At 68.0% G+C, this 22,483-nt stretch carries 14 protein-coding genes; 4 read left to right on the top strand and 10 right to left on the bottom strand.

Annotated elements, in window-relative coordinates; genetic code table 11:
• Positions 1-4: 4 nt before the first annotated feature.
• Positions 5-1,147 carry a low temperature requirement protein A gene (locus tag ACFC14_RS08730; RefSeq protein WP_376107138.1) on the bottom strand — a complete coding sequence of 381 codons (1,143 nt, stop codon included), beginning with the start codon at positions 1,145-1,147 and terminating at the stop codon, positions 5-7.
• 350 nt (positions 1,148-1,497) lie between these two features.
• On the opposite strand from ACFC14_RS08730, the gene ACFC14_RS08725 reads away from it, so the two are divergent.
• From ACFC14_RS08725 to ACFC14_RS08715, 3 genes are read left to right on the top strand one after another with little or no spacing between them, the layout of a single operon-like run.
• Positions 1,498-3,024: a sugar transferase gene (locus ACFC14_RS08725; RefSeq protein ID WP_376103077.1), complete on the top strand. Its 1,527-nt coding sequence runs from the start codon at positions 1,498-1,500 to the stop codon at positions 3,022-3,024.
• Positions 3,025-3,028: 4 nt separating this feature from the next.
• A complete protein-coding gene (locus ACFC14_RS08720; protein WP_376103074.1) occupies positions 3,029-4,225 on the top strand; it encodes a DUF1972 domain-containing protein in 1,197 nt (398 codons plus the stop codon).
• Between the two features lie 32 nt (positions 4,226-4,257).
• A complete protein-coding gene (locus ACFC14_RS08715; RefSeq protein WP_376103072.1) occupies positions 4,258-5,358 on the top strand; it encodes a glycosyltransferase family 4 protein in 1,101 nt (366 codons plus the stop codon).
• Between the two features lie 24 nt (positions 5,359-5,382).
• On the opposite strand, the gene ACFC14_RS08710 is transcribed toward ACFC14_RS08715, so the two are convergent.
• The 9 genes from ACFC14_RS08710 to ACFC14_RS08670 all read right to left on the bottom strand — a co-directional run bounded on the left by ACFC14_RS08710 (position 5,383) and on the right by ACFC14_RS08670 (position 20,248).
• The gene (locus tag ACFC14_RS08710) at positions 5,383-6,717 is read right to left on the bottom strand and encodes a lipopolysaccharide biosynthesis protein (RefSeq protein WP_376103069.1); all 1,335 of its coding nucleotides are present in this window, start codon (positions 6,715-6,717) and stop codon (positions 5,383-5,385) included.
• A gap of 10 nt (positions 6,718-6,727) precedes the next feature.
• Positions 6,728-9,352, bottom strand: coding sequence for a right-handed parallel beta-helix repeat-containing protein (locus ACFC14_RS08705; RefSeq protein WP_376103066.1), 2,625 nt, complete (start codon positions 9,350-9,352; stop codon positions 6,728-6,730).
• 185 nt (positions 9,353-9,537) lie between these two features.
• Positions 9,538-10,890 (bottom strand): polysaccharide biosynthesis tyrosine autokinase, encoded by a 1,353-nt coding sequence (locus ACFC14_RS08700; RefSeq protein WP_136040981.1) that lies wholly within the window; start codon positions 10,888-10,890, stop codon positions 9,538-9,540.
• A gap of 55 nt (positions 10,891-10,945) precedes the next feature.
• Positions 10,946-12,256 carry a hypothetical protein gene (locus ACFC14_RS08695; protein ID WP_376103063.1) on the bottom strand — a complete coding sequence of 437 codons (1,311 nt, stop codon included), beginning with the start codon at positions 12,254-12,256 and terminating at the stop codon, positions 10,946-10,948.
• A gap of 183 nt (positions 12,257-12,439) precedes the next feature.
• Positions 12,440-17,143 carry a PKD domain-containing protein gene (locus ACFC14_RS08690; protein ID WP_376103060.1) on the bottom strand — a complete coding sequence of 1,568 codons (4,704 nt, stop codon included), beginning with the start codon at positions 17,141-17,143 and terminating at the stop codon, positions 12,440-12,442.
• 97 nt (positions 17,144-17,240) lie between these two features.
• Positions 17,241-17,774, bottom strand: coding sequence for a DUF4352 domain-containing protein (locus ACFC14_RS08685; protein ID WP_376103057.1), 534 nt, complete (start codon positions 17,772-17,774; stop codon positions 17,241-17,243).
• Between the two features lie 196 nt (positions 17,775-17,970).
• Positions 17,971-18,588 carry a hypothetical protein gene (locus tag ACFC14_RS08680; protein WP_376103054.1) on the bottom strand — a complete coding sequence of 206 codons (618 nt, stop codon included), beginning with the start codon at positions 18,586-18,588 and terminating at the stop codon, positions 17,971-17,973.
• Positions 18,585-19,304, bottom strand: a complete 720-nt coding sequence (locus ACFC14_RS08675; RefSeq protein WP_376103052.1) for a CDP-alcohol phosphatidyltransferase family protein — start codon at positions 19,302-19,304, stop codon at positions 18,585-18,587. Before ACFC14_RS08675 ends, ACFC14_RS08680 begins: the two co-directional genes overlap by 4 nt.
• The gene (locus ACFC14_RS08670; RefSeq protein ID WP_376103049.1) at positions 19,295-20,248 is read right to left on the bottom strand and encodes a glycosyltransferase family 2 protein; all 954 of its coding nucleotides are present in this window, start codon (positions 20,246-20,248) and stop codon (positions 19,295-19,297) included. The genes ACFC14_RS08675 and ACFC14_RS08670 overlap by 10 nt, the downstream gene beginning before the upstream one ends.
• A 213-nt stretch (positions 20,249-20,461) precedes the next feature.
• Here ACFC14_RS08670 and ACFC14_RS08665 point away from each other — a divergent pair, with 213 nt between their 5' ends.
• On the top strand, positions 20,462-22,453 hold the full coding sequence (locus ACFC14_RS08665; protein ID WP_376103046.1) for a glycosyltransferase: 1,992 nt from the start codon (positions 20,462-20,464) through the stop codon (positions 22,451-22,453).
• Positions 22,454-22,483 lie beyond the last annotated feature (30 nt).

Genomic DNA, 22,483 nt, shown 5'->3' with positions numbered 1-22,483 from the left:
CGGCCTATGTGTTGACCATGTCCTCCCGCACCACCGGCGGTCGGATCACGAGCACCACGACGATGCAGACGAGGATCGCGGCTGTCAGCGTCACGGGGATGGGGAGCACGGGATCCAACAGCACCAGCAGTGCGCCCAGCGGGACGACCGTGTTCACGACGCGGTCGGCGTTCTCGCGGATCGCGATCCACCAGATGCCGATGAGGAACGTCGCGATCGGGATGGTGACGGTGAACGAGGCGGCGACATTGGACAGGTGGCTGACCCCCGTCAAGACGTCGATCTCGACTTCGATCCCGGCCGAGAACGCGGCAGCGGCCGCGAACACGAAGTAATGGGTGTAGCCGTAGCGAAGCGAGCGCCGAAAGGTCGTGATCGCGCGGTGATGCGGCGGCCAGAAGTAGATCCACCAGAGGGATGCGGTCACCACGAGGGTGAGCACTGCGATGGCGATCAGCGGACCGAGGGAGTCGACCTCGTCGAGCGCGTCGATGATGGCGTTGGCCGACGCCAGCAGGCTCTCACCGAGGACGATCAGCGTGAACAGTCCGTACCGCTCGGTGATGTGGTGCGGGTGCCACGGCGTCTGCCGACGGTACTCGGCGAACACCGGGACGCCGATCTCGATGAGCGCGAACACCACGAAGGCGATCAGCTGCAGAGATCCGGTCGGAATGAGGAGGAAGAGCACCCACAGCACCTGCACCGCAGCGATCCCGAACGCATACCGTCGGGTCGCCGAGCGCAGCGGCCCGGCCGAACGCGAGGCACGCAGCCACTGCGCGACCATCGCGATGCGCATCACGACGTAGCCGAGCACGGGGATGGTGAAGTCCCCTTCGACGAACGCGCCGGGGATACCCGCGGCGAGAACCAGGACTCCTCCCATCTGGACGAACGTCGTCACGCGGTAGAGCCAGTCATCGGTGTCGAAGGAGGTGGCGAACCACGTGAAGTTCATCCACGCCCACCAGATCGCGAAGAACACCATGGCGTAGGAGGTGACCCCGTGCAGGAAGTCGCCATGACCGAGTGCGTGATGCAACTGCGCCGAGGCGATGCTCACCGCCACGACGAACACCAGATCGAAGAACAGCTCGAGGGCGCTCGCGGTGCGATGCGGCTGCGAGGGATCACGAGGCGACATCGTGCGGAGATGGAAGCGCGAGGCGACGGAATCGGCGGTCACCCGCCACAGAATAGCGCTCGCCGGGCACCCGTTCGGGAGACGAGTTCGTCCATTCGTGAGAAATACTTCCGATTCATAGGGAGGTTCCGCTACAGTAAGAAAGTCTGCAGTGCCTGCTGTCAGCGATCACCGTGTGGGACGGTGAGAACGCACTCCGTGATGTGGGAATCACGGGGAGTTTCAGCAGGACCCGAGGGGTCGGGACGCAGACGACGCCGTGAACGTGGGGTTCATGGTCTGGGGAAACTGGGGAAACACATGTCGCACTGGGGATTTTTGCGTACATTCACGGCTCAAGGAGCCTCGGCATGACTTCCGTCGAGGATGCCCTGAGCATCACTCGCACGGCCTTCGTGCCGGTCGCGGCTCCGCGAGCCACCAAGTCGGTGACGCGCACGGTGGTCACACCGCGCGCTTCGGCGACTCTGGAACGGCGCCGTCAGTGGGAGCGTCGCTATCGGATGCGGTTGCGGATCACGGATGCGGCCGTCATCCTGTTCGCGCTCGGTCTGACGGCAGCGATCCAGCTGGTCACCGGTGTCTCCGGGGCAGAGGTCCTGCGCGACGGCATCCCGCTCGCCGCACTGTGGTACCTCATGCTCAGCGCGATGCACACGCGGGACGCCGCGTTGTTCCGCGCCAGCGCCACCGAGTACCGCGGCGTCGTGCACGCCACCGGACTCGCATTCGGGATCATCGCCATCGTGGCGGTCCTGCTCGCATGGAAGTCGATGCAACTGACGCTGCTGCTGGGGCTGCCCGTCGGTGTGCTGACGCTTCTGGTGACCAGGTGGCTGTGGCGCCACTGGCTGCAGACGCAGCGCTCCCAGGGGAGGTTCGCCTCCCGCACTCTCGTCGTCGGCAACAGGGACGACGTGGAGTATGTGGTCCGGACGCTGCACCCGATCGGCGCATCCGGGTACCAGGTGGTCGGCGCGACGCTGCTCGACGGCAACGCGCGCGACATCGTGATCGACGACACGCGGTTCCCGGTTCTGGGGAACGTGAACTCCGTGTCGTCGATCGCCGCCGAAGTCGGCGCAGACACGATCATCGTGGCGAGCCGACCCGAAGGTGAGCCGGAGTTCGTGAAGCAGTTGAGCTGGCAGCTCGAAGGGACCGCTGCCGAGCTCGTGCTCTCCAGCCGCCTCACCGATGTCGCGGGTCCGCGCATCTCTTTCGCCCCGGTCGAAGGTCTGCCGCTGATCCAGGTGCAGATTCCGACCTATGAAGGTGGCCAGCACCTGCTCAAGCGGGCGCTGGACGCCGCGGTGGCGACCTTGGCGCTCATCCCGATCGCTCTGATCGCGCCGGTGCTGGCACTGCTGATCAAGCTCGACTCGCCGGGTCCGGTCTTCTTCTTCCAGGAGCGGGTCGGCCGTGACGGTCGCCGGTTCAAGATGGTCAAGTTCCGCTCCATGAAGACCGACGCCGAGCAGCAGCTCGCCGCGCTCAAGGCGCAGAACGAGGGCTCCGGCCTCCTCTTCAAGATGAAGGACGACCCGCGCGTCACCCGCGTCGGTCGAGTGCTGCGCAAGCTCTCGCTCGATGAGCTGCCGCAGTTCTGGAACGTGCTCGTGGGCGACATGAGCGTCGTCGGACCCCGTCCGCCGCTGCCGAGCGAGGTCACCGCCTACGACGGCACGGTTTTCCGCCGCCTCTACATCAAGCCGGGGATCACCGGTCTGTGGCAGGTCTCGGGCCGCAGCGACCTCTCGTGGGATGAGAGCGTGCGCCTCGACCTGCGTTACGTGGAGAACTGGTCCGTGATGAATGACCTGCAGATCATGTGGCGAACTGCCAAGGTCATGGTGCAGCCCAGCGGGGCATACTGATCGAATGAGCAATTCGAACCGCCTCACCATCGCGATGGTGGGGACCCGAGGAGTGCCCGCGGCATACGGCGGATTCGAGACGGCGGTCGAGGAAGTCGGCCGCCGTCTCGCGGATCGCGGTCACGACGTCGTCGTCTACACGCGCGGGTCGGAGCATCGGGAGAAGGAGTACCTCGGCATGAAGGTCGTGCACCTTCCCGCCGTCCCGGTGAAACAGGTCGAGACGCTCAGCCACACCGGGCTATCGGCACTTCACCTGTGCTTTCGGAGGCGCCCGGACGCGACCTTCGTGTTCAATGCCGCCAACTCGCCCTTCCTCCCGCTCCTCCGTCTGCGCCGGGCCGCCGTCGCCCTGCACATGGACGGCCTCGAATGGCGCCGCTCGAAGTGGGGCCCGCGCGGCAGGGCCTACTACCGGTGGGCCGAGCAGTTCGGCGTCCGGACCGCCGACGCGTTGATCGCGGATGCACCGGGAATCGCCGACTACTACCGCCATCAGTTCGACGTCCCGACGGAGATGATCCGCTACGGCGCCCCGATCCTCGAAGAGCTGCCGGAACGCGGCGTCGCTGAGATGGGGCTCACCTCGGGCGGCTACCACCTCGTCGTGGCCAGGTTCGAGCCCGAGAACCACGTACTCGAGATCGTCGAGGGGTACCGCGACAGCGATGCGAAGCTCCCGCTCGTCGTCGTCGGGTCGGCGCCGTACAGCGCCGGCTACACCCAGGAGATCCAGCGCGTTGCCGAGGGCGACGAACGGATCAGACTCGTCGGCGGCGTGTACGACCAGGAGCTGCTCGATGCCCTCTATGCGAACGCGATGACGTATCTGCACGGCCATTCCGTCGGTGGCACGAACCCTTCGCTCCTGCGCGCCATGGGTGCCGGAACAGCGGTGATCGGCTTCGATGTGCCCTTCAACCGCGAAGTGCTCGACGGCAACGGATGGTTCTTCACCGATGCCGCCGACGTCGCCGCTCAGGTCCTCGCCGCGGAGACCGACCAGGACCTGACCGCCTCACGAGGGAAGATCGTGCAGGAGATCGCGCGCACCCGGTTCCGTTGGGACGATGTCGCGGATGAGTACGAGGCCCTCGCACACAGGCTCGCGGAGGGATCGAGCATCCATCGATCGGCGCGACGAGCGCGGCGGCGCACCACCGACTGGTCCCCCGCTCCTGCCGATCCGGCAACGCGATGAGCGGCGGCGGAAACGGGCGCACAGTCCTTCTCGTGCACCCCGGCGCGGAGATGTTCGGTTCGGACCGGATGCTGCTCGAGAGCGCGATCGGCCTGGTCCAAGCGGGCGCACGGGTCGTGGTCGCGCTGCCGAGTTCAGGCCTGCTCGTCCCGGAGCTCCGCGCGGCCGGTGCCGAGGTGGTCATCATCCCGATGCTGGTCCTGCGAAAAGTCCTGCTGACTCCGCGCGGGCTGCCCCGCCTCTTCCGTGACACCTTCCGCGGCCTCGGTGCCGCATGGCGACTGATCGGACGGATTCGGCCCGACGCCGTGTACGTCTCGACGATCATCATCCCCCAGTGGCCGCTGATCGCGCGGCTGCGGCGGACCCGCTCGGTGAGTCACGTACATGAAGCCGAGGCGTCCGGAAACAGGATCGTGAACGGCATCCTCTACTCACCGCATCTCGCCTCTGAGCGCACGATCGTGAACAGCCGGTTCAGCCTCGACACGATCCGCGCCGCGTTGCCGATCCTCGCGCGACGTGCGCACGTGGTCTACAACGGCGTCGCCTCTCCTCCGCATCCGATCTCGCCCCGTCCGCGCATCGAACGGGCGCTTCGCGTGCTCTACATCGGCCGGCTGTCGCCGCGTAAGGGTCCCGACCTCGTCATCGAGGCCGCCTCAGCGCTGCATGCCGCGGGACGGGGCGTCGACGTCACCCTTCTCGGCGCGGTCTTCGAAGGGTACGAGTGGTTCGAGCGCGACCTTCGAGAACAGGCCGCAGCGGCAGGCGTGCCCGTCGACTTCGCCGGGTTCCATTCCGAAATCTGGCCGTTCCTCGCCGAAGCGGATGTCCTCGTCGTCCCCTCACGCGTCGACGAACCGTTCGGGAACACGGCCGTCGAGGGCATCCTCGCTCTGCGGCCCGTGATCGCGAGCGACAGCAGCGGGCTTCGCGAGGCAGCGGGTGGATACGCCACCGCCCAGCTGGTGACCGCCGGCGACGCGGAGTCGATCGCCACCGCGCTGACCGACATCCATGCGCGCTGGGACGAGATGGTCTCGACCGTCGCCGACAGCCGCGCCGAGGCGCTCCGACGCCACGCCCCCGACGTGTACCGCTCGAGCATCACCGCGCACGTCCTGCCCTGACCCGGCCGCCGCGCGGACGCCCGTCTACGCGACGTCGTCGCTCGGCTGCGGCACCGACTCCTGGCTGCCGGCCGTGAGCCGCGTCTTGTGACGCACGATGTAGATCGAGAACGGGATCAGCTGGCACACCAGCAATGCGAACGCCACGCCGATCAGAGGTCCGGCGATGCCGAGCACCGGGGTGAGGACGAACGAGAGTCCGATGCCCACGGCCGCCATGCTCAGCGTGGGGATGACCTGGAAGCGGATGCCGGGCTTGTCCATGATGAACATCCCCAGCGGGTACACGGCTGCGGTCATCATGATCATGAGGCCGAAGGCGAAGATGGTGCTCGGACGCACGGTCAGCTCACCCTGTGTGATGAAGCCGAAGAGCCACGGGCCGACCAGCCAGACCATGACCGTCGCGACCGCGATGGCGGTGGCGAACAGCGCGGAGAGCAGGAACGGACCGCGCTGGAGACCGCCGTCGTGGCGCTTGCGGGCGAAATGCGGCCACAGCGCCAGCCCACCGGCCATCACCAGCCCGTTGAGTGCGAAGAAGACCTGTCCGGCCACTCCGTATTCGGCGACATCCGTCGGCCCGCCGAGCTGAGCGATCACGTAGCGCTGCGAACCCACGGCGATCGGATACGTCACCATCTGCGCCAGCATCGGCCAGCCGACATCCATCACGCGCACGCCGGGAAACCGCCGCGGACGCAGGACCATCCGGGCCGCCGACGGGATGAGGGGCGATGTCGTGCGTGCCGTGATCAGGATGCCCAGCACCGAGACGAGGAAGGACGCCGCGAAGGATGCGATCGCGACGAACGAGTGCAGGTTCTCCCCGCCCAGGGTGAGGATCAACCACACGCCCACCATCGTCAGCGGCGAGATCAATCCCTGGAGGAGGATCACGACGTGATTGCGTCGCTGGCCCAGCATGATGCGCGCCCAGACACCGAGCGGAATCCCGAGGCAGAAGATCGTCACGCAGTAGAACGCCGCGAGTGACGCCCCCGGGCGTCCGCCGGCCTCCCCGAAGACGACCTCCCACGCCCCGGTGAGCACGAGGACGGTGTTGATCGCCATCGCACTCGCCGCGAACAGGAGCAGCACCCGGCCGACGGAGGTGAGCTGATACCTCAGCTTCTCGTCCGTGCGCACATCGTCGCTCGTTGCGACGGCGTTGACCAGGACCGCCCCGCTGCCGAGGTCGGTGAACGTCAGCAGCGAGGGGATCGTGATCAGCAAGGTGTAGAGGGCGAAGCTGTCGACGCCCGCGCCGCCGATGATCATGCGCGTCGTGAGAACGCCACAGACAAGCGCGATGACCATCGTCAGCGCGCGGGCGCCGACAGCGAGAAGTGAACCCATACCTACATCGTCACCGCTGCTGGGCCCCCAGTGTCGCGCTGTTGGCGGGGAGTCGCGATACCGAGGCCACATCTGCCGGTACGGGCACCGCTCCCGATGCCTGACCCGGCGTCCGGGGGGTCAGCAGCGCGTACCCGGCGCCGACGATGCTCGGGCCTTCGACGAACTGCGACCGACGGTCGTGCCCGGTCGCTGCGGTGAAGGCCGCGAGCGTATCGGTGACCGCCGGGTCCCTCGACACCGCACCCCTGGACCATGCCGAGAACCATCGCGGAGTGCCCGGAGCCGCGCGGTGGTAGAGGTTGCCGTCGATACTCGACACCATCTGCGCACCGGTGAACACCAGCGAGAAGTCCTGCACGCACACGAGGCAGTTGCCGGCGCTTTCCGCGATGACATTGTTCGACACCACGGTGTTCCGAACGATCCAGGGCGCCAGCGGTGCGTACCGCGTGCGGGGGTCATGACCCGCCGCGTTCGGGTCGGACGCGCGGCGCGAGTCCTGCCCGATGCTGATGTTGCGGTTCGCATTCCCGACGAATGTGTTGTTCCAGATCTTCACATTGCCGGAGTTGAGTACGAAGAGGCCGAAGTCTCCGTTGCGGGCGATGATGTTGTCCGCGACCACCGCACGCTCGGACAGTTCGACCATCAGGCCGTGACCGGTGTTGCCGATCACGTCGTTGCCGGTGAAGGCGATGTCGAGGACCGACTCGTCGAACCACGGCCCGCGCCCTTTGTTCCCGGTGAACGCGCTGTCGGTCACGGTCACCTTCTGCGTTCGCGTGACCTTGAAGGCACCCGAGACCGGGGAGTGGTTGAAGCCCTCCGAGTTGTTGCCCGTGGAGAGCATCTGCGTGACCTTGAGTCCGTCGGCCTGGGAGGCGCCGCCCCCGAGCAGTCCGTTACCGATCAACGACACCCGGGTCAAGGTCGTGCGCGGAGACCACGAGTAGAAGCCGGTCGTGGAGTTGTCGCGGATCGTCACATCCGTGAGCGACACGTCGGCAGCCGCCGCGATCACCGTGCCCATCTCGGGAACGGAGGTGGCGTATCGACGAACGCCGATCCCCCGGATCTCCGACCCGACCGAGCGAATCGAGAGGGCCTGCGAGAGCACGCCCGCCTCGACCGTCTTGCCCGTGGGGTTCGTGCCGATCACGAGTCGCTTCGCTGCGTCATCGACGAAGAACGTCCCCGCCTTCACCTGCGCTGCGGTGGCGACCTCGCTCAGTTGCACGCCTGCCACCCAGACCTGGTCCGGATGAGCGGCCATCGGACGCGCCGGGTCGATGAAGCGCCAGTCAGCCTGGGTGTAGTCGGGGGCGCCCTTGACGTAGGTCGGGCTGGAGTCGAGCTTGGTCGTCCAGCCGTCGACCACCCAGGTGCTTCCTGATGCCTTCCACCCGGTGACCGACTTCGCCCCGTCGAGCCAGACCGCCTCGTTCGACGCCGGCTGGATGGTGACCTTCTTCTGCGGCGGGATCACGACCTGCTCGTGATACGTGCCCCCGCGCAGGACGATGGTCCCGCCGTTCGGGACCAGACGCAGCGCGGCTCCGATCGTCTTGACCGGTGAGTTCTTGGTGCCGGCAGCGCCGTCTGACCCCGAGGGCGCGGCATAGATCGCCGTCGCCGGAGCCTCGTAGGAGAGAGAGCCAGGGACTCGCGCGCCCGGTTCGCCACGCACGCCCACCGGCGTGGCCGGTGCCGGAGCAGGGGCCGGAGCAGGAGCGGGTGCCGGCGCGGGCGCCGGAGCAGGCGCGGGCGCCGGAGCAGGCGTCGGTTTCGGGGTCGGCGTCGGGGTCGGCGTCGGAGCAGCGACGGCGGTGGCGTGGATGTCGTCGATGCCGACGGGCACCGCCGACTTCGCTCCGGAAGAGGTGTAGAGCGCGAAGGCGTAGCCACCGGGCTTCTGGATGCGGGTGGAGGATGCATCCGTGTGCGACACCTGCCACGCCGCCGGCTCCGCAGTACCGGAGACCCACGCCTTCGCCGAGAGGGCGACCGGGTTGGTACCGGTCACGCGAAGCGCCACGTCGAGCGAGGTTCCACTCTTCACGGTCAGCGGCAGGCGGCGCTCAGCGAGGTTCTGCACTCCGGTGAGGTCGGCGAGTCGCACGACGGACACGTAGGCAGAGCCATCAGGGTGAACGCGCACCCGCACCGCGTACGAATCCTTGCCGGAGACACGGACCGCCTGGGCCAGATAGAGCGGCCCGCCGACGGGGAGCTTCGGGATGGAGAGCGAGAACCGGCTGTCGACGTCGGCAGCCGAGACGCCGGCGACGCTCGCCCGGGCGGTGATCCCCGGCTTGCGGCTGGCGAGCAGCGCCACATCACCCGTGACACTGGAGGAGCCTTCGACGACGCGCCACGCGCCGACGGTCGACGATCCCCATCCGGCACCGACGGTGCGGTCCATGTCGTCGTCGATGACGGGCGCAGGAGCCGCCGCTGCAGGGCGCGTCGCTGCCGGGGAGACGTCTGCCGAAGCGGACGCCGGCACCGACGTCAGGGCGGCGGTGACCCCCAGCACGGCGGCGAGAGCACCCGCGACCGCCCGCCGGGGGCGCTGTCGGAGCCGAGAGGAGGTCCCCCGAGAAGGGGGGAGCACAAGGAACGGAAAGGACATGATGTCACCGTTTTCTGGGGCAGGTTCTACGATCAACCAGCACCTCGCCGCTGTTTACACCCCGGCGGTGAAGTGCGAGTCCCCCTCGCAACTCATGAAGAGTAACCGGCTCGGGAGGCAAAGACAAACGGACTGCGCCCTCCGACCGATATACACGCCATGATGGCGTGGACCGCGCTTCGGGGTCAATCGCTGTAGTACTCGCTGCGATGCCGATCGGGACGAGCCCTGTTCAGCACCGTCCCGAGAATGCGGGCACCGCCGGATTCCAGCGACTTGATGCTCTTCGTCAGCGCAGCACGGCGGGTCTTGGTCGCATCGACGACGAGGATGACGCCGTCGGTCTGCGTGGCGAAGAGGTTCGCGTCCGCGACGCTCAGCGTCGGTGGCGAATCGATCACGACATAGTCGTACTCCGCCGCGGCGAAATCGAGCAGCTGCGCCATGCGCGACGACGTGAGCAGCTCGGCGGGATTGGGCGGCACCGTGCCGGCGGGGAGGATGTCCAGAGTGCTGTCGGCGACGCTGTGCTTGGCCACCTCGAACTCGACCTCGTCCAGCAGAACACTCGTGAGACCGATCGAGCCGTCGATGCCGGCGTGCTCGTGCGCTCGTGGACGGCGCATGTCGGCGTCGATCAGCAGCACGGAGTTGCGGAGGCCCGCGAGCGTCATGGCCAGGTTCACCGATACCGTCGACTTGCCCTCGGCCGGCATGCCAGAGGTGACCAGGAGCACCTTCACGCGCGACGACACGTTCGCGTAGGCGAGCGCGGAGCGGATGCGGCGGAACTCCTCCGACGTGTGTCCGAGCGGCTCCTGCGCCACGGCGATGCCGCGCGTCGCCAGCAGCGCGGACTTCGAGACGACGCCCAGCACGGGGTCGCCCCCTGCCTGCGTGAGCGTCTCCTCGTTGCGCACTCGGGTGTCGAGCACCCCGATCAGGATGGCGACGGCCAGACCGAGCACCCCGCCGAGAAAGCCGCCGAGAAGGGCATCACGAGGCTTGCTCGGTGTGAACTGGAACTCCGGCACCACCGCGTCATCGATGACCTGGGCTGTGATCGTGGACTCGCCCTGCGGATCCTTGGGAGCCACGTCTTTGACGGCGACGATGAGCTGGTCTGCGACGGCGTTCGCCAGATCTGCCGAAGCTTCCGCGTCGTCCGCGATTCCGGTCACCCGGAGCGTGACCGTGCTCTGCGGGATCGAGACTTCGATGTCACGGGCCAGGGCACGCGGAGTGGTGTCGAGGTCGAGCTCTTCGATGACGGGCTCGAGCACCCGCGAGCTGGTGGCGAGCTGAGCGAAGGACAGCATCTGGCTCTGCGTGTACACCGACCCCTGATTGAGGTCGGAGGCGCTGGTTCCCTGATTGAGAGCGAAGTACAGAGAGGTCGTCGCTTGGAAGAGCGGTGTCTGCAGGGACGCGTATCCGTAGGACCCCGCTGCGCCGAGAACGGCGGTCAGCACGATCAGCCACCAGAACTTGCGCAGCGAACTCGCGATGACGCGCAGACTGACCCGGCTCTCGCCCATGGTTCCCCATTCCCCCTGAGATTTCGATTCTAGATGAGTCAACGTTTCGCCAGCCTCACGATTGTGGATGCGACGGCCGGGCGCTGCTCGGCAGTCGCAGCCCCTCCGAAGCACCGATGTCGACGCCCGCGACTTCTTCGTCGGTCCCCCCGAGCCCGGCCGCATCTCTGGCCCAGGTGATGGCGAGACCGACGCAGAACCAGAGGAACATGCTGTACTGCGTGATGAGGGCCACGACCACCAGACTCGGAAGCTGCCCGACGACCGCGAGCGCAGCCGGGCTTCGCGTCGAACGCCTCAGCGCCATCCACGCAGCGCACACGACCGCGGCCATGATGAGGAAGGTCGGCACGTACCCGTACCGCAGCAGGGTGAGGACGAGCGCGTTGTCGACGGAGCGGGCGAAGTAGCCGAGGTAATAGTCGCCCGTGACGAGGGAGTGCCAGTCGCCCGGGTTGCCGAAGACCTGCACCTGTTCGAGGAGCACGAGCAGATCGGTCCGATAATCCGCGCTCCCGCCCGCCTCCTCCCCGGCCGCTCCGAAGACGGTGTCGATGATGGGGATGACGATGGCCGTTCCGATCGCGCCGGCCACGGCGACCGTCACCCGGAAGCGGGTGGAGACGCCGACGATCAGGAACGTGGACAGCACGAGCGTGAGCACGAGCGTGAGCAGACCCACGCGACTGAAGGTGAGGACCGTCGCCACCGCGATGATCACCACTCCGCTGATCTTGGGGAGGAGTCGCCACCGGGTCGCGACGACGAAGGCCGACGACATCGCCAGGGCTGCGCCGAGCGCGATCGAGTGCCCGAAAGCGCCTTCCGCTCTCAGCACTCCCCCGCGTTCCTGCAACGGGCTCCAGGTGTCGTAGACGACCCCGGACCCCGGGATGAGCACGAACGGGTTGAACGATGTGAAGAACTCCACGACGGCGAGTACCGCGGCGATGACGGCGACGACAGCGATCGTCGAAGTCACCCACGCGGTCCCGACCCGGGCGAGCACCACCCGACCCCAGATGTACGGGATGACCCATTCGAGCAGTGCGGCGACGAGAGACGCGAGGTCCACCGAGCCGAAGGCGTACAGGCCGACGATGACGACGATGAAGACGGCGACCCAGGCGTCGGCCGCCCGCAACGGCACGATCGACCAGTTGACGACGATCAGCAGCCCCGTGAGGAGCGTGATCGCGGCCCAGTAGAAGCTGATGTTCACACCCACCCAGAGCGGGACGAAGAAGAGCACGCACGCCCAGACGGCGAACGCCGCTCGGGGCATCATCCGGAGAACCAGGACGACGAGGGCCAGTGCGGCGAGACCTCCGACTGCGAGGAGCACGATCGGAACAGCAGTGGCCATGCGTCAGGATCCTACTCGGGGGTGGTGACGCTCAACGAATCTCATGAGCCTCCCCTCGCGCCGGCTGCCGACCTCATCAATGTGTAACACGTCAGCGCGCAAAGGCGAGTGAGGCACGCCCTCGGACGCCGGCTCGGATTGCCGGCGTCCGGGAACGCACCTCACATGCGTCGCCTGATGCTGCTACGGGGCGGTCACCCGGAACGAGTCGAAGGAGACACCCAGTGCCGCCGTCGCGTTCCCCGAACGGTTGCCGCTCAATCCGACCGACCCGGCCGCCTGCAACGGCGTCGCATCCGTGGTGTTGAGCTGCCAGCTCGCCGGCTCTGTGCCGCCCGTCGCCCAGATCTTCGCCGAGATCGCCGTGGACGACGTACCGGTGACGGAGACCTTCAGCGTGTACGAGGTGTTCGCCGAGAAGGCGAGTCCCGCCACGGGCTGCGCGAGCAGCACGGTGCCTTCGCGATGGGCCACGAGCCAGATCGTCCCGTCAGGACGGAGCCACGCACGCACCAGGTACTTGCCGGCGGCCGACTGACGCGCGATGACTCCCACGTAGGCGCCGCCGGTCGCCGGCGCCTGATCGACCCGGAACTGCGTCTGGAGAACCGCGTCGGTGATGGACGTGGTGTTGAGCGTGGCGTGCCGCGTGTCCCCGGCGATCAGGGCCATCTTTCCCTGTCCGTCGGCGACGGTGGCCGCCGCCTGCGAGCCGCCGGCGATCGACCAGGCACCTCCGACGGTTGCGCTGCCCCACCCGGGCCCGGAAGTCCGGTCGAACTCGTCACCGGCCAGCGGGGCGGGCTCGGGCTCGGGATCCGGGTCGACGGGAGCCGCGGCGACCGTGACCTGCTTGGTGGCGGTGTGCGTCGCCCCCTTGTTGTCGGTCACCGTGAGCGTCACCGTGTAGGTGCCGGCTGCGGTGTAGGTGCGAGAGCTGGTCGCTCCCGACCCCGTCGTCCCGTCGCCGAAGTTCCAGGCGTAGGAGGCGATGGTGCCGTCCGAGTCGGTCGAGGCGTTGCCGTCGACGTTGACCGTCAGTGCCGCCGCGGTGGCGGAGAAGGCAGCCGTCGGCGCCACGTTGGTGGGCTCGGGCTCGGGCTCCGGCTCCGGCTCCGGCGCCGGGGCACCGAGGTTCTTCAGTGTGAAGTTGTCGAAGCTCGCGAGGTTGCTCCCGGTGCCCGTACCGGAACGGTACGAGTACACCGTCGGCGCTCCAGCGACCTGCAGGGCCGCGGTCGCGTCGGTCGTCGACAGCTGCCAGCCGGCGGGTTCTGCGGCGCCTCCCGCCCACAGCTTGGCGCGGATGGTCGTGGTCGACGAACCGGTCGTCTCCATCGCCAGGTTGAACGTGCTGCCGGCGGTCCAGGTCAGTCCCGCGACAGCGGTGCTGGCGATCGCCGTGCCGTTGCGCTGGATCACGAGCCACGTGGCTCCGTCAGCGCGGTGCCACGCAAGAGCGCGATAGCCGTTCGAACCGGAGCGCCGCGCGCCGAGCCCCTCGTAGGCGACCCCTGTCGACGGCCCGGCGGACAGCGTGTAGCTGATGCGCGCCGAGGTGTCGAGGAGAGACGTCCCCTGCAGGAGCATCTCGCGCGTCTCGCCCGGAGCGAGATTGATCTTGCCCACGCCGTCGGCGACGGAGGTGACAGCAGCGGAACCGCTCATGGGCGCCCACGTGCCCCCCGCATCGGCTGCTCCCCAGCCGCTCGAGACCACACGGCCGAAGGAATCGGACGCCGCGAACACCTGAGCCTGCGTGGTGACGGTCTTGGTGACGCTCGCCGTTCCGCCGAGGCTGTCGGTGACCGTCAGGGTGACGTCGTGCGCGCCCGCCTGGCTGTATGTGTGGCCGGCAGTGGCTCCCGATCCGGCGGGAGTGCCGTCACCCCAGTTCCAGGAATAGGAGAGTGTGGCTCCGTCGGAGGCACTCGACCCCGCGGCAGAGACGTTCACCGTCATACCCGAAGCCGTCGACGTGAACGTGGCAACCGGGTCGGCGTGAGTGGTGACGGCCTGACGCGTGGTCGACGCGGAGCCGCCACGGTTGTCGGTGACGGTCAGGGTCACCGTGCGCGTGCCCGCCGTGGCGTACACATGGCTGGCGACCTGACCGCTCGATGTGGTCCCGTCGCCCCAGTTCCATGCGTACGAGGCGATGGTGCCGTCGGAATCCGTGGATGCGGAACCATCCGCCGAGACCGACAATCCCGTGCCGGTGACCTCGAAGGACGCCGTCGGCAACACGTTCGCCGCCTGGACCACGACCTGCTTCTCCGTCGTCGCGGCCAGCCCGTTGCTGTCCGTGACCGTGAGCTTCGCGGTGTAGGTTCCGGAGGCCGAGTACGTGTGCGACGCCGTCGCCCCGGAGGCCGTCGGAGACTCGTCGCCGAAGTCCCACTTGTAGCCGGTGATCGTGGCCGAGCCGGCCGGAGCGGAGGCGCTCGCGTCGAAGGCCACATCGAGGTCCGTCGCGGTAGCCGTGAAGGAGGCGGTCGGGGCCTCGAAGCCCTTGCCGACGCCGTAGTGCGTCTGCACCTGAGTCGCGGTCAGTGCGTACGGGTAGACCGCGACCTCGTCGAGCGCTCCCTTGAAGTACTTGGAGCTCGGCGCCGAGGGCCAGCTGGTCAGGTTGTCCCCACCGATACGCCAGTACCCGAGGTAGTTCTCCGCGGTGGTGGCGGAGGCGTCGGATGCGACGAGCGTGCCGTCGATGAACAGCTTCATCCCGGCTGCGCTCTGCGTCGCCACAGCATGGTGCCAGTTGTTGTCGTTCAGCGCCGTGCTGTTCTGGATCGTCCGCGTGTTCCCGTCATAGGCGCCGAAGACGAGCCGACCGTTGTTGGTCATGTAGAGGTGACGGTCGTAGCTGGTGGAATCACCCGACGCTGCGCTCCCGTAGCCGAGCAGCTTTCCGCCGTTGGTGGTGTTGGTCTTGAACCACACCTCGGTCGAGAACTCGGTCGAAGCGGCTGCTCTGTTCGTGGTCGCGACCCGCCCCGACGACGTGCCGGTGAAGGTCGATGCTCCCGTCGCGGTGTTCTCGACACCGGACGTGGACGTCGTGACGCCCGAGCCGAAGACCGGCGTGTTCGTTCCCGCCCAGTCCTGTGCGGCATTGCCCAGCGGGTAGTAGAGCTGCGGGGCGTCGGCGGTGACCGCATCGACGTACGCGGAGGCGGCTCCTGCCGTCACCGCCACGCTCACGGCCTGGCTGCTCACCGCGTTGCCGTTGCCGTCTCTCGCGACGACGGTGTACTCCTGTTGCGTTCCCGGAGGCGCCGTCTTGTCTTCGAGGCTGACCGTGGGACGGTTCCACCAGGTGGCGTCGGCGGTCGTCGTGGCGACCGGCGTCGCGGTACCCGTGCGGCGCAGCTCATACGTGAGCTTCAGGTCGTCACGATCCCAGTTGGCCGGGATCGCGACGCGCACGCGCCCGGGGATGAAGGACTGCGCCGTGGCGGTCCAGTTCGCTCCGGACACCCGAGGGCCATCCTTCGCTCCGGCCGGCGGCGTCGTGGAGAAGCGCACGAGGCCCTCGAAGCGTCCGTTGTTCACGGACCGGAACTCTCCGCCGATCGAGATCATGTTGCCGGCTCCGGTGATGGAGAGGCCGGCCTGTCCCATGCCCGTCGTGACACCGACAGCCCAGTCGGGCGTCCAGGCGTACGCGGACGGCGCCGGAGTACCGGCCCAGTTCTTGTAGGTGCTTCCCGCCGCGGGCTGATTGCCCAGGGTTCCGCGGGCGTCCGCCGTGTACGCCTCGGAGTAGCGGTGCGTGCGCGGGTTCTGCTCCGGGTGCATGCCCTGCGTGCTGCAGGCGTGGGTGTGGCTCGTCGTGTAGACGACCTTGCCGGTGGAGTACACGCCGTAGTGGTCGCCGAGGCAGTCCGAGATCCAGCGCACCTGGCCGGTCCCGGCTTCAGCCGCGAACGTGCCTTCGAGGTTGCCGACGTCGGCGCTGGCGTAGACCCACCCGGTCCCGAAGACGGCGGTGGAATCGGCGGCGAGCCCGAAGATGCCGGCCTTGCCCGAGCTCGCGCCCGTGTTCGAGCCGTTCTTGACGGTCTGCGGCAGCGCCCAGGAGGTGTCCACAGCACCGGACGACTTGTCGAGGGCAACAGCGCCGCGCATCGTCAGATCGCCGTTGACCTGCGAGAAGCGGCCTGCCGCGATGACGTTCTGGCCTGCGGGGTCCATGACCATCGCATCGACCTGGAGGTCGGTCTGCGGTGCCCAGCCCAGCAGTGCGCCGTTGGCGGCGTTGAACGCCGCGAGGTTCTTGCGCGCCGTGCCGTTGCCCTGCGTGAACAGGCCTCCGACGTAGACACTGGACCCCGACGTGGCCATGGCATAGACACCGCTGCCGCCGATCGAGGGGTTGAACCCGGGCACCAGCTGACCGGTCACCGCGTCCAGAGCCGCGAAGTTCCAGCGCGCCTGCCCGTTCACCGAGTTGAACGATCCGCCGATGTAGATGCGGCTGCCGTCGGGCGAGGCCGCGACCGCCTTGATCACACCGTTGACCTGCGGAGCGAACGACAGCAGCTGTCCCGTGTTGATGTCGTAGGCGAGCACGTTGGACCGCGCGGTCAGACTCGTCCCCGGCACCGCCAGGGGCGCACGCGCATTGTCGAACTTGCCCACCGCGTACACGGTCGACCCGATCACGGTCTGCGACCAGACGTAGCCGTTGTCGATCTGGACCGTCGGAATCGGATCCGACGTCACGACGTTCTCGTCGCGCTGCAGCAGCGGCGGCGGCGAGACGTCAGCAGCCGAAGCCGACTGCGCCCCCAGCGTCGTCATCCCCGCGACCAGCAACGCTGCTGTCACGACGGAAGCCAGCGCTCCCAGCGCCCGCCTCGTGGTTGTTGTGTTCCCCATTAGTGACTCCCCAGCCGCAGAACGTGTTGTGAATGTGTGAAATTACGAAAGTGCTTGAAAAGGATGATTCGAGAATGTGTGCGCCGGAGCGCGTTCGTCAGGGCAGCGTGCCGGCGAAAGTCGCCACCGGCTCTCCCGCTGCGTAGTTGACGCTGATCTTCACCGAGCGACCCTTTGTCGGATCGAGCATGAAGACATAGGTGCCGGTGGCCTCGGCACCCGCAGCCACCTCACCGGTCAGCGGCTCGTTCGGCCCCGCCGTGGTGGACACTCCGATGTCGCCGTCGTCCGTCGTCAGGCTGACGACGGCGGAATCGACGCTCTGCGCCCGGTCCGAGTCGTTGGTCACGGAGACATCGACGACGACGGCCGGACCGGCGTACTCGCCCGGCGTCTCGGGTTCGACGGTGATGGTCGACACCTCGTCGACGGTGACGACCATGTCTGTGGACAGGGTGATCGGCTCGTCGAGCGCGCCGCTCTCCTCCGTCAGCGCCGGAGCCTCGGTGGGCCCTGCGGCCTCATCGTCAGCCGGCGGCGTCCAGTCGGTGGTGCTTGTGCCCTCGGGCGTCGGCGTCTCGGAGGCCTCGGGGGCTGCGGTGCAGCCTGCCGTCACGAGCGCGAGCGCCACCAGAGGCGCGATGAACGACGCGCGTCTCGAGCGCGAAGAGCCGTCCCCAGAACGGCATGATGAAACATTGAACACTGCAGCTCCCCAGAACCCAGATTCCCCATCCCGAAGCCCCCTCGGCTTCGGTCCCCTCAACCACGCAGAACGCGGCGTCGGCTAATCGTAGTGCGGGAATCGCAAAACCACAAGAGCCGGCTCAGGACGCATGTCTGCGGTGCCCGCCCAGCTGAGCTACGACACTCGCCGTCGCCGCTTCCACTTCGGCGACCGTCTCCCGGTGACCGCGGCCGCCGTGGCGATCCGCGATGCTGCTCGGATCCGCCGCGCCCCTGTTCCCGAAGAGCCGCCGGACCCGGCTTCCGACGCCGTTCGAGACGGCGAGCGGCACCGACCGCGAGCGGGCGCGATCCAGGTGTGCGACGTACTCCGCCACCCGGTCGGCCGCCGAAGACGAGAACCCCGCTCCCAGGTGCGCCGCCTCCTTGATCGTGAACATCCAGTCGCGCGAGCGCGGAGCGAGCCGCACGAGCTCTCCTCGGATGTCCCGCGACGCCGCGAGGACGAGGGTGGACTGCTCGATCAGTTCCACGGAGACCGGTCGTGCTCGATGAGCCTCCACCTGCGCCGCCCAGCCCTCGTCGTCATGAAGCGACGACACCAGCGTGCAGATCGCGTCGCCGTCATTCGCCCGGACGCCCGCACTGCTGACCGAGATGGAGGATTCCGGCCCCAGCCCTCGTCTCAGCGCGAGTTCTGCCAACGGAGACCGGCAGACGTTCGCGGCGCAGACCACCAGGATCTTCTCCCCGGTCATGCGTCGGCACCGAGCCTTCCGATCTCACGGAACCACTTGACGGCGGCGAGCGCGAGGAACAGGGTCGCCGCGGCGCAGAGCAGGCCGTATCCGATGAGGAACGCCGACGTCCAGCCCCAGAGCACGAAGACCAGGCAGACCAGACCGAAATCGGTCGGCAGCAGGATGAGCGATCGAACGAGCGTGCCGCCGCCGCGTTCGTGGGTCGACGCCACCGCGTGCTTGCCCTTGAGGAGGTCGTTGAGGAGCATGCCGGAGAACGTCGTGGACGCGACGATGCTGAACACGATCGGGATCAGCAGCAGCAGCGGGGTGTCGGGCAGCACGCGGTAGAGACCGATCAGCACCGCCAGATGGAGCGACGCGATCTTCAGCGTGTCGATGAAGTGATCGAGCCACTCGCCCTGCGGGCTGCCTCCACCCCGGAGTCGTGCGACCTGCCCGTCGGCGGAATCCCACGCGTAGCCGAGGACGAGGAGCAGCGCGATCAGCAGGCCCAGCGGCACGTTCACCGGCCCGAAGGCGATGAGGCCGATGGCCACGAACGAGTGCACGGCGCTGATGATCGAGACCTGGTTCGGGGTGAGACCGATCCGGTACGCGACGGCGGCGAGGACTCTTCCGATCCGACGATTCACGTACACGGAGTACGCGGGCGCGCCACGAGCGTGCCCCTTCTGCGCACGCGCGAGACGGTGGTAAGCGTCTACGACCATTTCCTGCCCTTCTGGTCTGCCCCCTGCGTACGAGCGATCCGCCGCGCCTCGCGAACTCCACGGAAGTAGGCGCGGATCGGTGCGGCCGACTGGATCAGCTGCCGACGTCCTCCGCGGAGGATCACCTCTCGGGCCGTCCGCGGGATCGAGCGACGCCAGCGTCGCACGTCCGCGTCGTCGAGGTGGCGCACCGCGAAGAGCATCCGATTGCGGATGTTGTAGTAGTAGTACGCCTCGGACTTGGCTCGCGACAGCTCCGGTCCGGAGCGCTGCGTCCCGCCCTCGTCGTGCACGGCGCTCGCCTCCTCGACGAGCGCCAGCGAGCCGCCCGCCGACACCACCTTCCTCGAGAAGTCGACGTCTTCCCAGTACAGGAAGTAGTCGTCATCGAAGCCGCCGGCGAGCTCCCAGACCTCGCGCGTGATCCACAGGCAGGCCCCGCTCAGCCAGGGCTCGAACGGTCGCGCATCCCCCGCGACCCGCCTGCGTCGAGCGCGCATGGTGCCGTCGTCGAGCAGCAGGTCGATGCCGTCGAACCAGGTGCGTCCTTCGGAGTCCGAGATGCGCGGGGACGCGAGAGTCGTGCGTGCGTTCGCCGTGGTGGAGGCGAGCAGCCGCAGCGACTCCCGGTCGATGTGCGCATCCGGATTGATGACGAGGACATCGGTCGCCCCGTCGGCGAGCGCGCGGGTCACGCCGATGTTGACGCCTCCGCCGAAGCCCGAGTTGGTGTCGGGCGAGATCAGCAGCCAGTCGTTCTCGGCAGCGACCTCTTCGGCGGCACGGCGCTCGTCCGCGCTCGACCAGTTGTCGACCACGATGACCGAGACGTCCGGATCGATCTCTCGTGCCTCGCGCGCGACGACCACCAGGTTGCGTCGCAGCAGTGCCGCCGAAGCATAGTTCACGACGACGACGGCGAAGCGCCCGTGGACGAACGACACGTGATCCTCCCCCCGGATCCGCATCACGGATCGCATCGGGTCGCCGGTCGAATTCCCCAGAGTCGCGACCGGCGTCGACTCCCAGGAGAACGACTATACGCGAGAGGGCCACGCGGTGAAGGAAATCCGAGGTTCGCGGTACGATGAGCCGGCGTCGCAGTCAGGCGCACGACTGCCATGGGGATGGCACGACTGCCATGGGGGATGGTGTGGATGACCAGGGGACGGGAATCGAGCGACATGATCGCGGTGACGATCGGCATACCCACGTATCGACGGCCGGAGCTCCTCGAGGCTCTGCTCCTCGCGCTCCCGCCGCGCATCGCGGAATGCGGGGAGCTCGGGGTCGAGATCGATGTGCTGGTCGTCGACAACGACGCCGCCGGCTCCGCTCGGGAGGTCGCGGAGCGCGCAGACCTGCCGGTGCGGTACGTCGTCGAACCGACCCCCGGCATCGCTGCAGCCCGCAACCGGATCCTGGACGAATGCGCGGCGCGCGATCTGGTCGCCTTCATCGACGACGACGAGATCCCGCGGGAGCGCTGGCTCTCCTCCCTTCTCACGGTCTGGCGCGAGCACGGTGCTGATGCGGTGATGGGGCGCGTGATCTCGATCTTCGACGAGGACGTGGATCCTTGGCTGCTCACCTCCGGGACCTTTCGGCGGCCGACGCGGGAGACCGGCACCGTGCTCGAGGTCGCGGCGGCAGGGAACCTCCTGCTCGACCTCCGCTGCATCCGTCGACTCGGCCTCCGCTTCGATCAGTCGCTCGGGCTCGGCGGCGGCGAGGACACCCTCTTCTCTCGGCAGCTGGTGCGCCGAGGTGGCCTGATCGTGTGGTGCAACGAGTCCGAGACCGAGGACCCCGTCGTCGCCGCGAGACTCAGCAGATCCTGGGCCGCGCAGCGAGCGTTCAGCTCGGCGAACGCGAACACGCGGATCGAGCTGCAGCTGACGGAGGGCGCGCTGCGTCGTGGCGCACTCCGCGTACGCGCATTGCTGGGCGGTGTCGTCCGCATCGTGGCCGGCGTCCTTCGCCGGGCGTTCGGCGCCGTCACCTCGAGCATCGACCATCACGCCAGAGGCACCCGCATAGCGCACCGCGGCCGCGGGATGGTCGCAGCCGCCTTCGGCCGGCGCTATGACGAGTACAGCCGCCCATCGGAGGACGACACGACCATGACCGACCCCGCATCGACCGTCCGCGTGATGCAGTCCCTCGGAGCGCCGCGCCCGACGACGAACCCGTACAACAAGATGCTCGACGAGGCGCTGGGTTCCACCGAGGGGCTCGTGCACCTGCGCTTCTCCTGGAAGACGGCCCTCTTCGGCCGCTACGATGCCTTCCACTGGCACTGGCCCGAGGCCAAGCTGCACGGTTCGAGCTGGTGGAAGTCGACCGGGAAGTACCTCCTCACGACGGCGCTCGTGGCCCGTCACCGCCTGTCACGGCGCATCGCGGTGGTGCGCACGGTCCACAACATCGAGCTCCCCGACGACAACGCGCCGCGACTGTGGCTGCTGCGCTTCATCGACCGCCACACGGATTACCGGATCCTCATCAACGAGACGACGCCGCTGCCTCCGGGGACACCGCACAGCCTGATCCTGCACGGCCATTACCGCGACTGGTATGCGAAGTTCCCTTCCGCCGAGCGCGTGCCCGGACGACTCGGATCCTTCGGCGGGGTCCGCCGCTACAAGGGCCTGGAAGGGTTCATCGACGCGTATGCGGAGGCCGTCGCGACCGAGCCGACACTCAGCCTGAAGATCGGCGGACGCCCGTCCACCCCCGAGCTCGGCGACGACCTGCGAGCCCGGACCGCGGGCCTTCCGGGTGTCGAGCTGCACCTCGACTTCCTGAGCGACGCCGAGCTCGTCCAGCTCGCGACCTCGTCCGAGCTCATCGTGCTGGCCTACCGCTTCATGCACAACTCCGGCAGCGTCCTCGCCGCCTTGTCGATGGCACGTCCGGTGCTGGTGCCGCGCAACGAGGCGAACGAGGCGCTCGCGCGCGAGGTCGGCCCCGAATGGGTGCTCATGTACGACGGAGACCTGGACGCCTCGACGGTCGTCGAGGCGTGGCGTGCCGTGTCGACGCTGACGGGCTCGCCCGACCTGTCGCGCCGCGAGTGGGCCGATGCCGGCCGCGCGCACCGGGACGCGTTCCGCGCGGCCGTCGTCCACAAACGACGGCGCCACTGAGCCGGATCCGACGAGCGCTTCCTTCGACGA

The sequence above is a fragment of the Microbacterium sp. NPDC055988 genome, assembly GCF_042269505.1.
In the GTDB taxonomy this organism is placed as follows: Bacteria; Actinomycetota; Actinomycetes; order Actinomycetales; family Microbacteriaceae; genus Microbacterium.
This window is presented reverse-complemented; position numbering and strand designations above follow the sequence as displayed.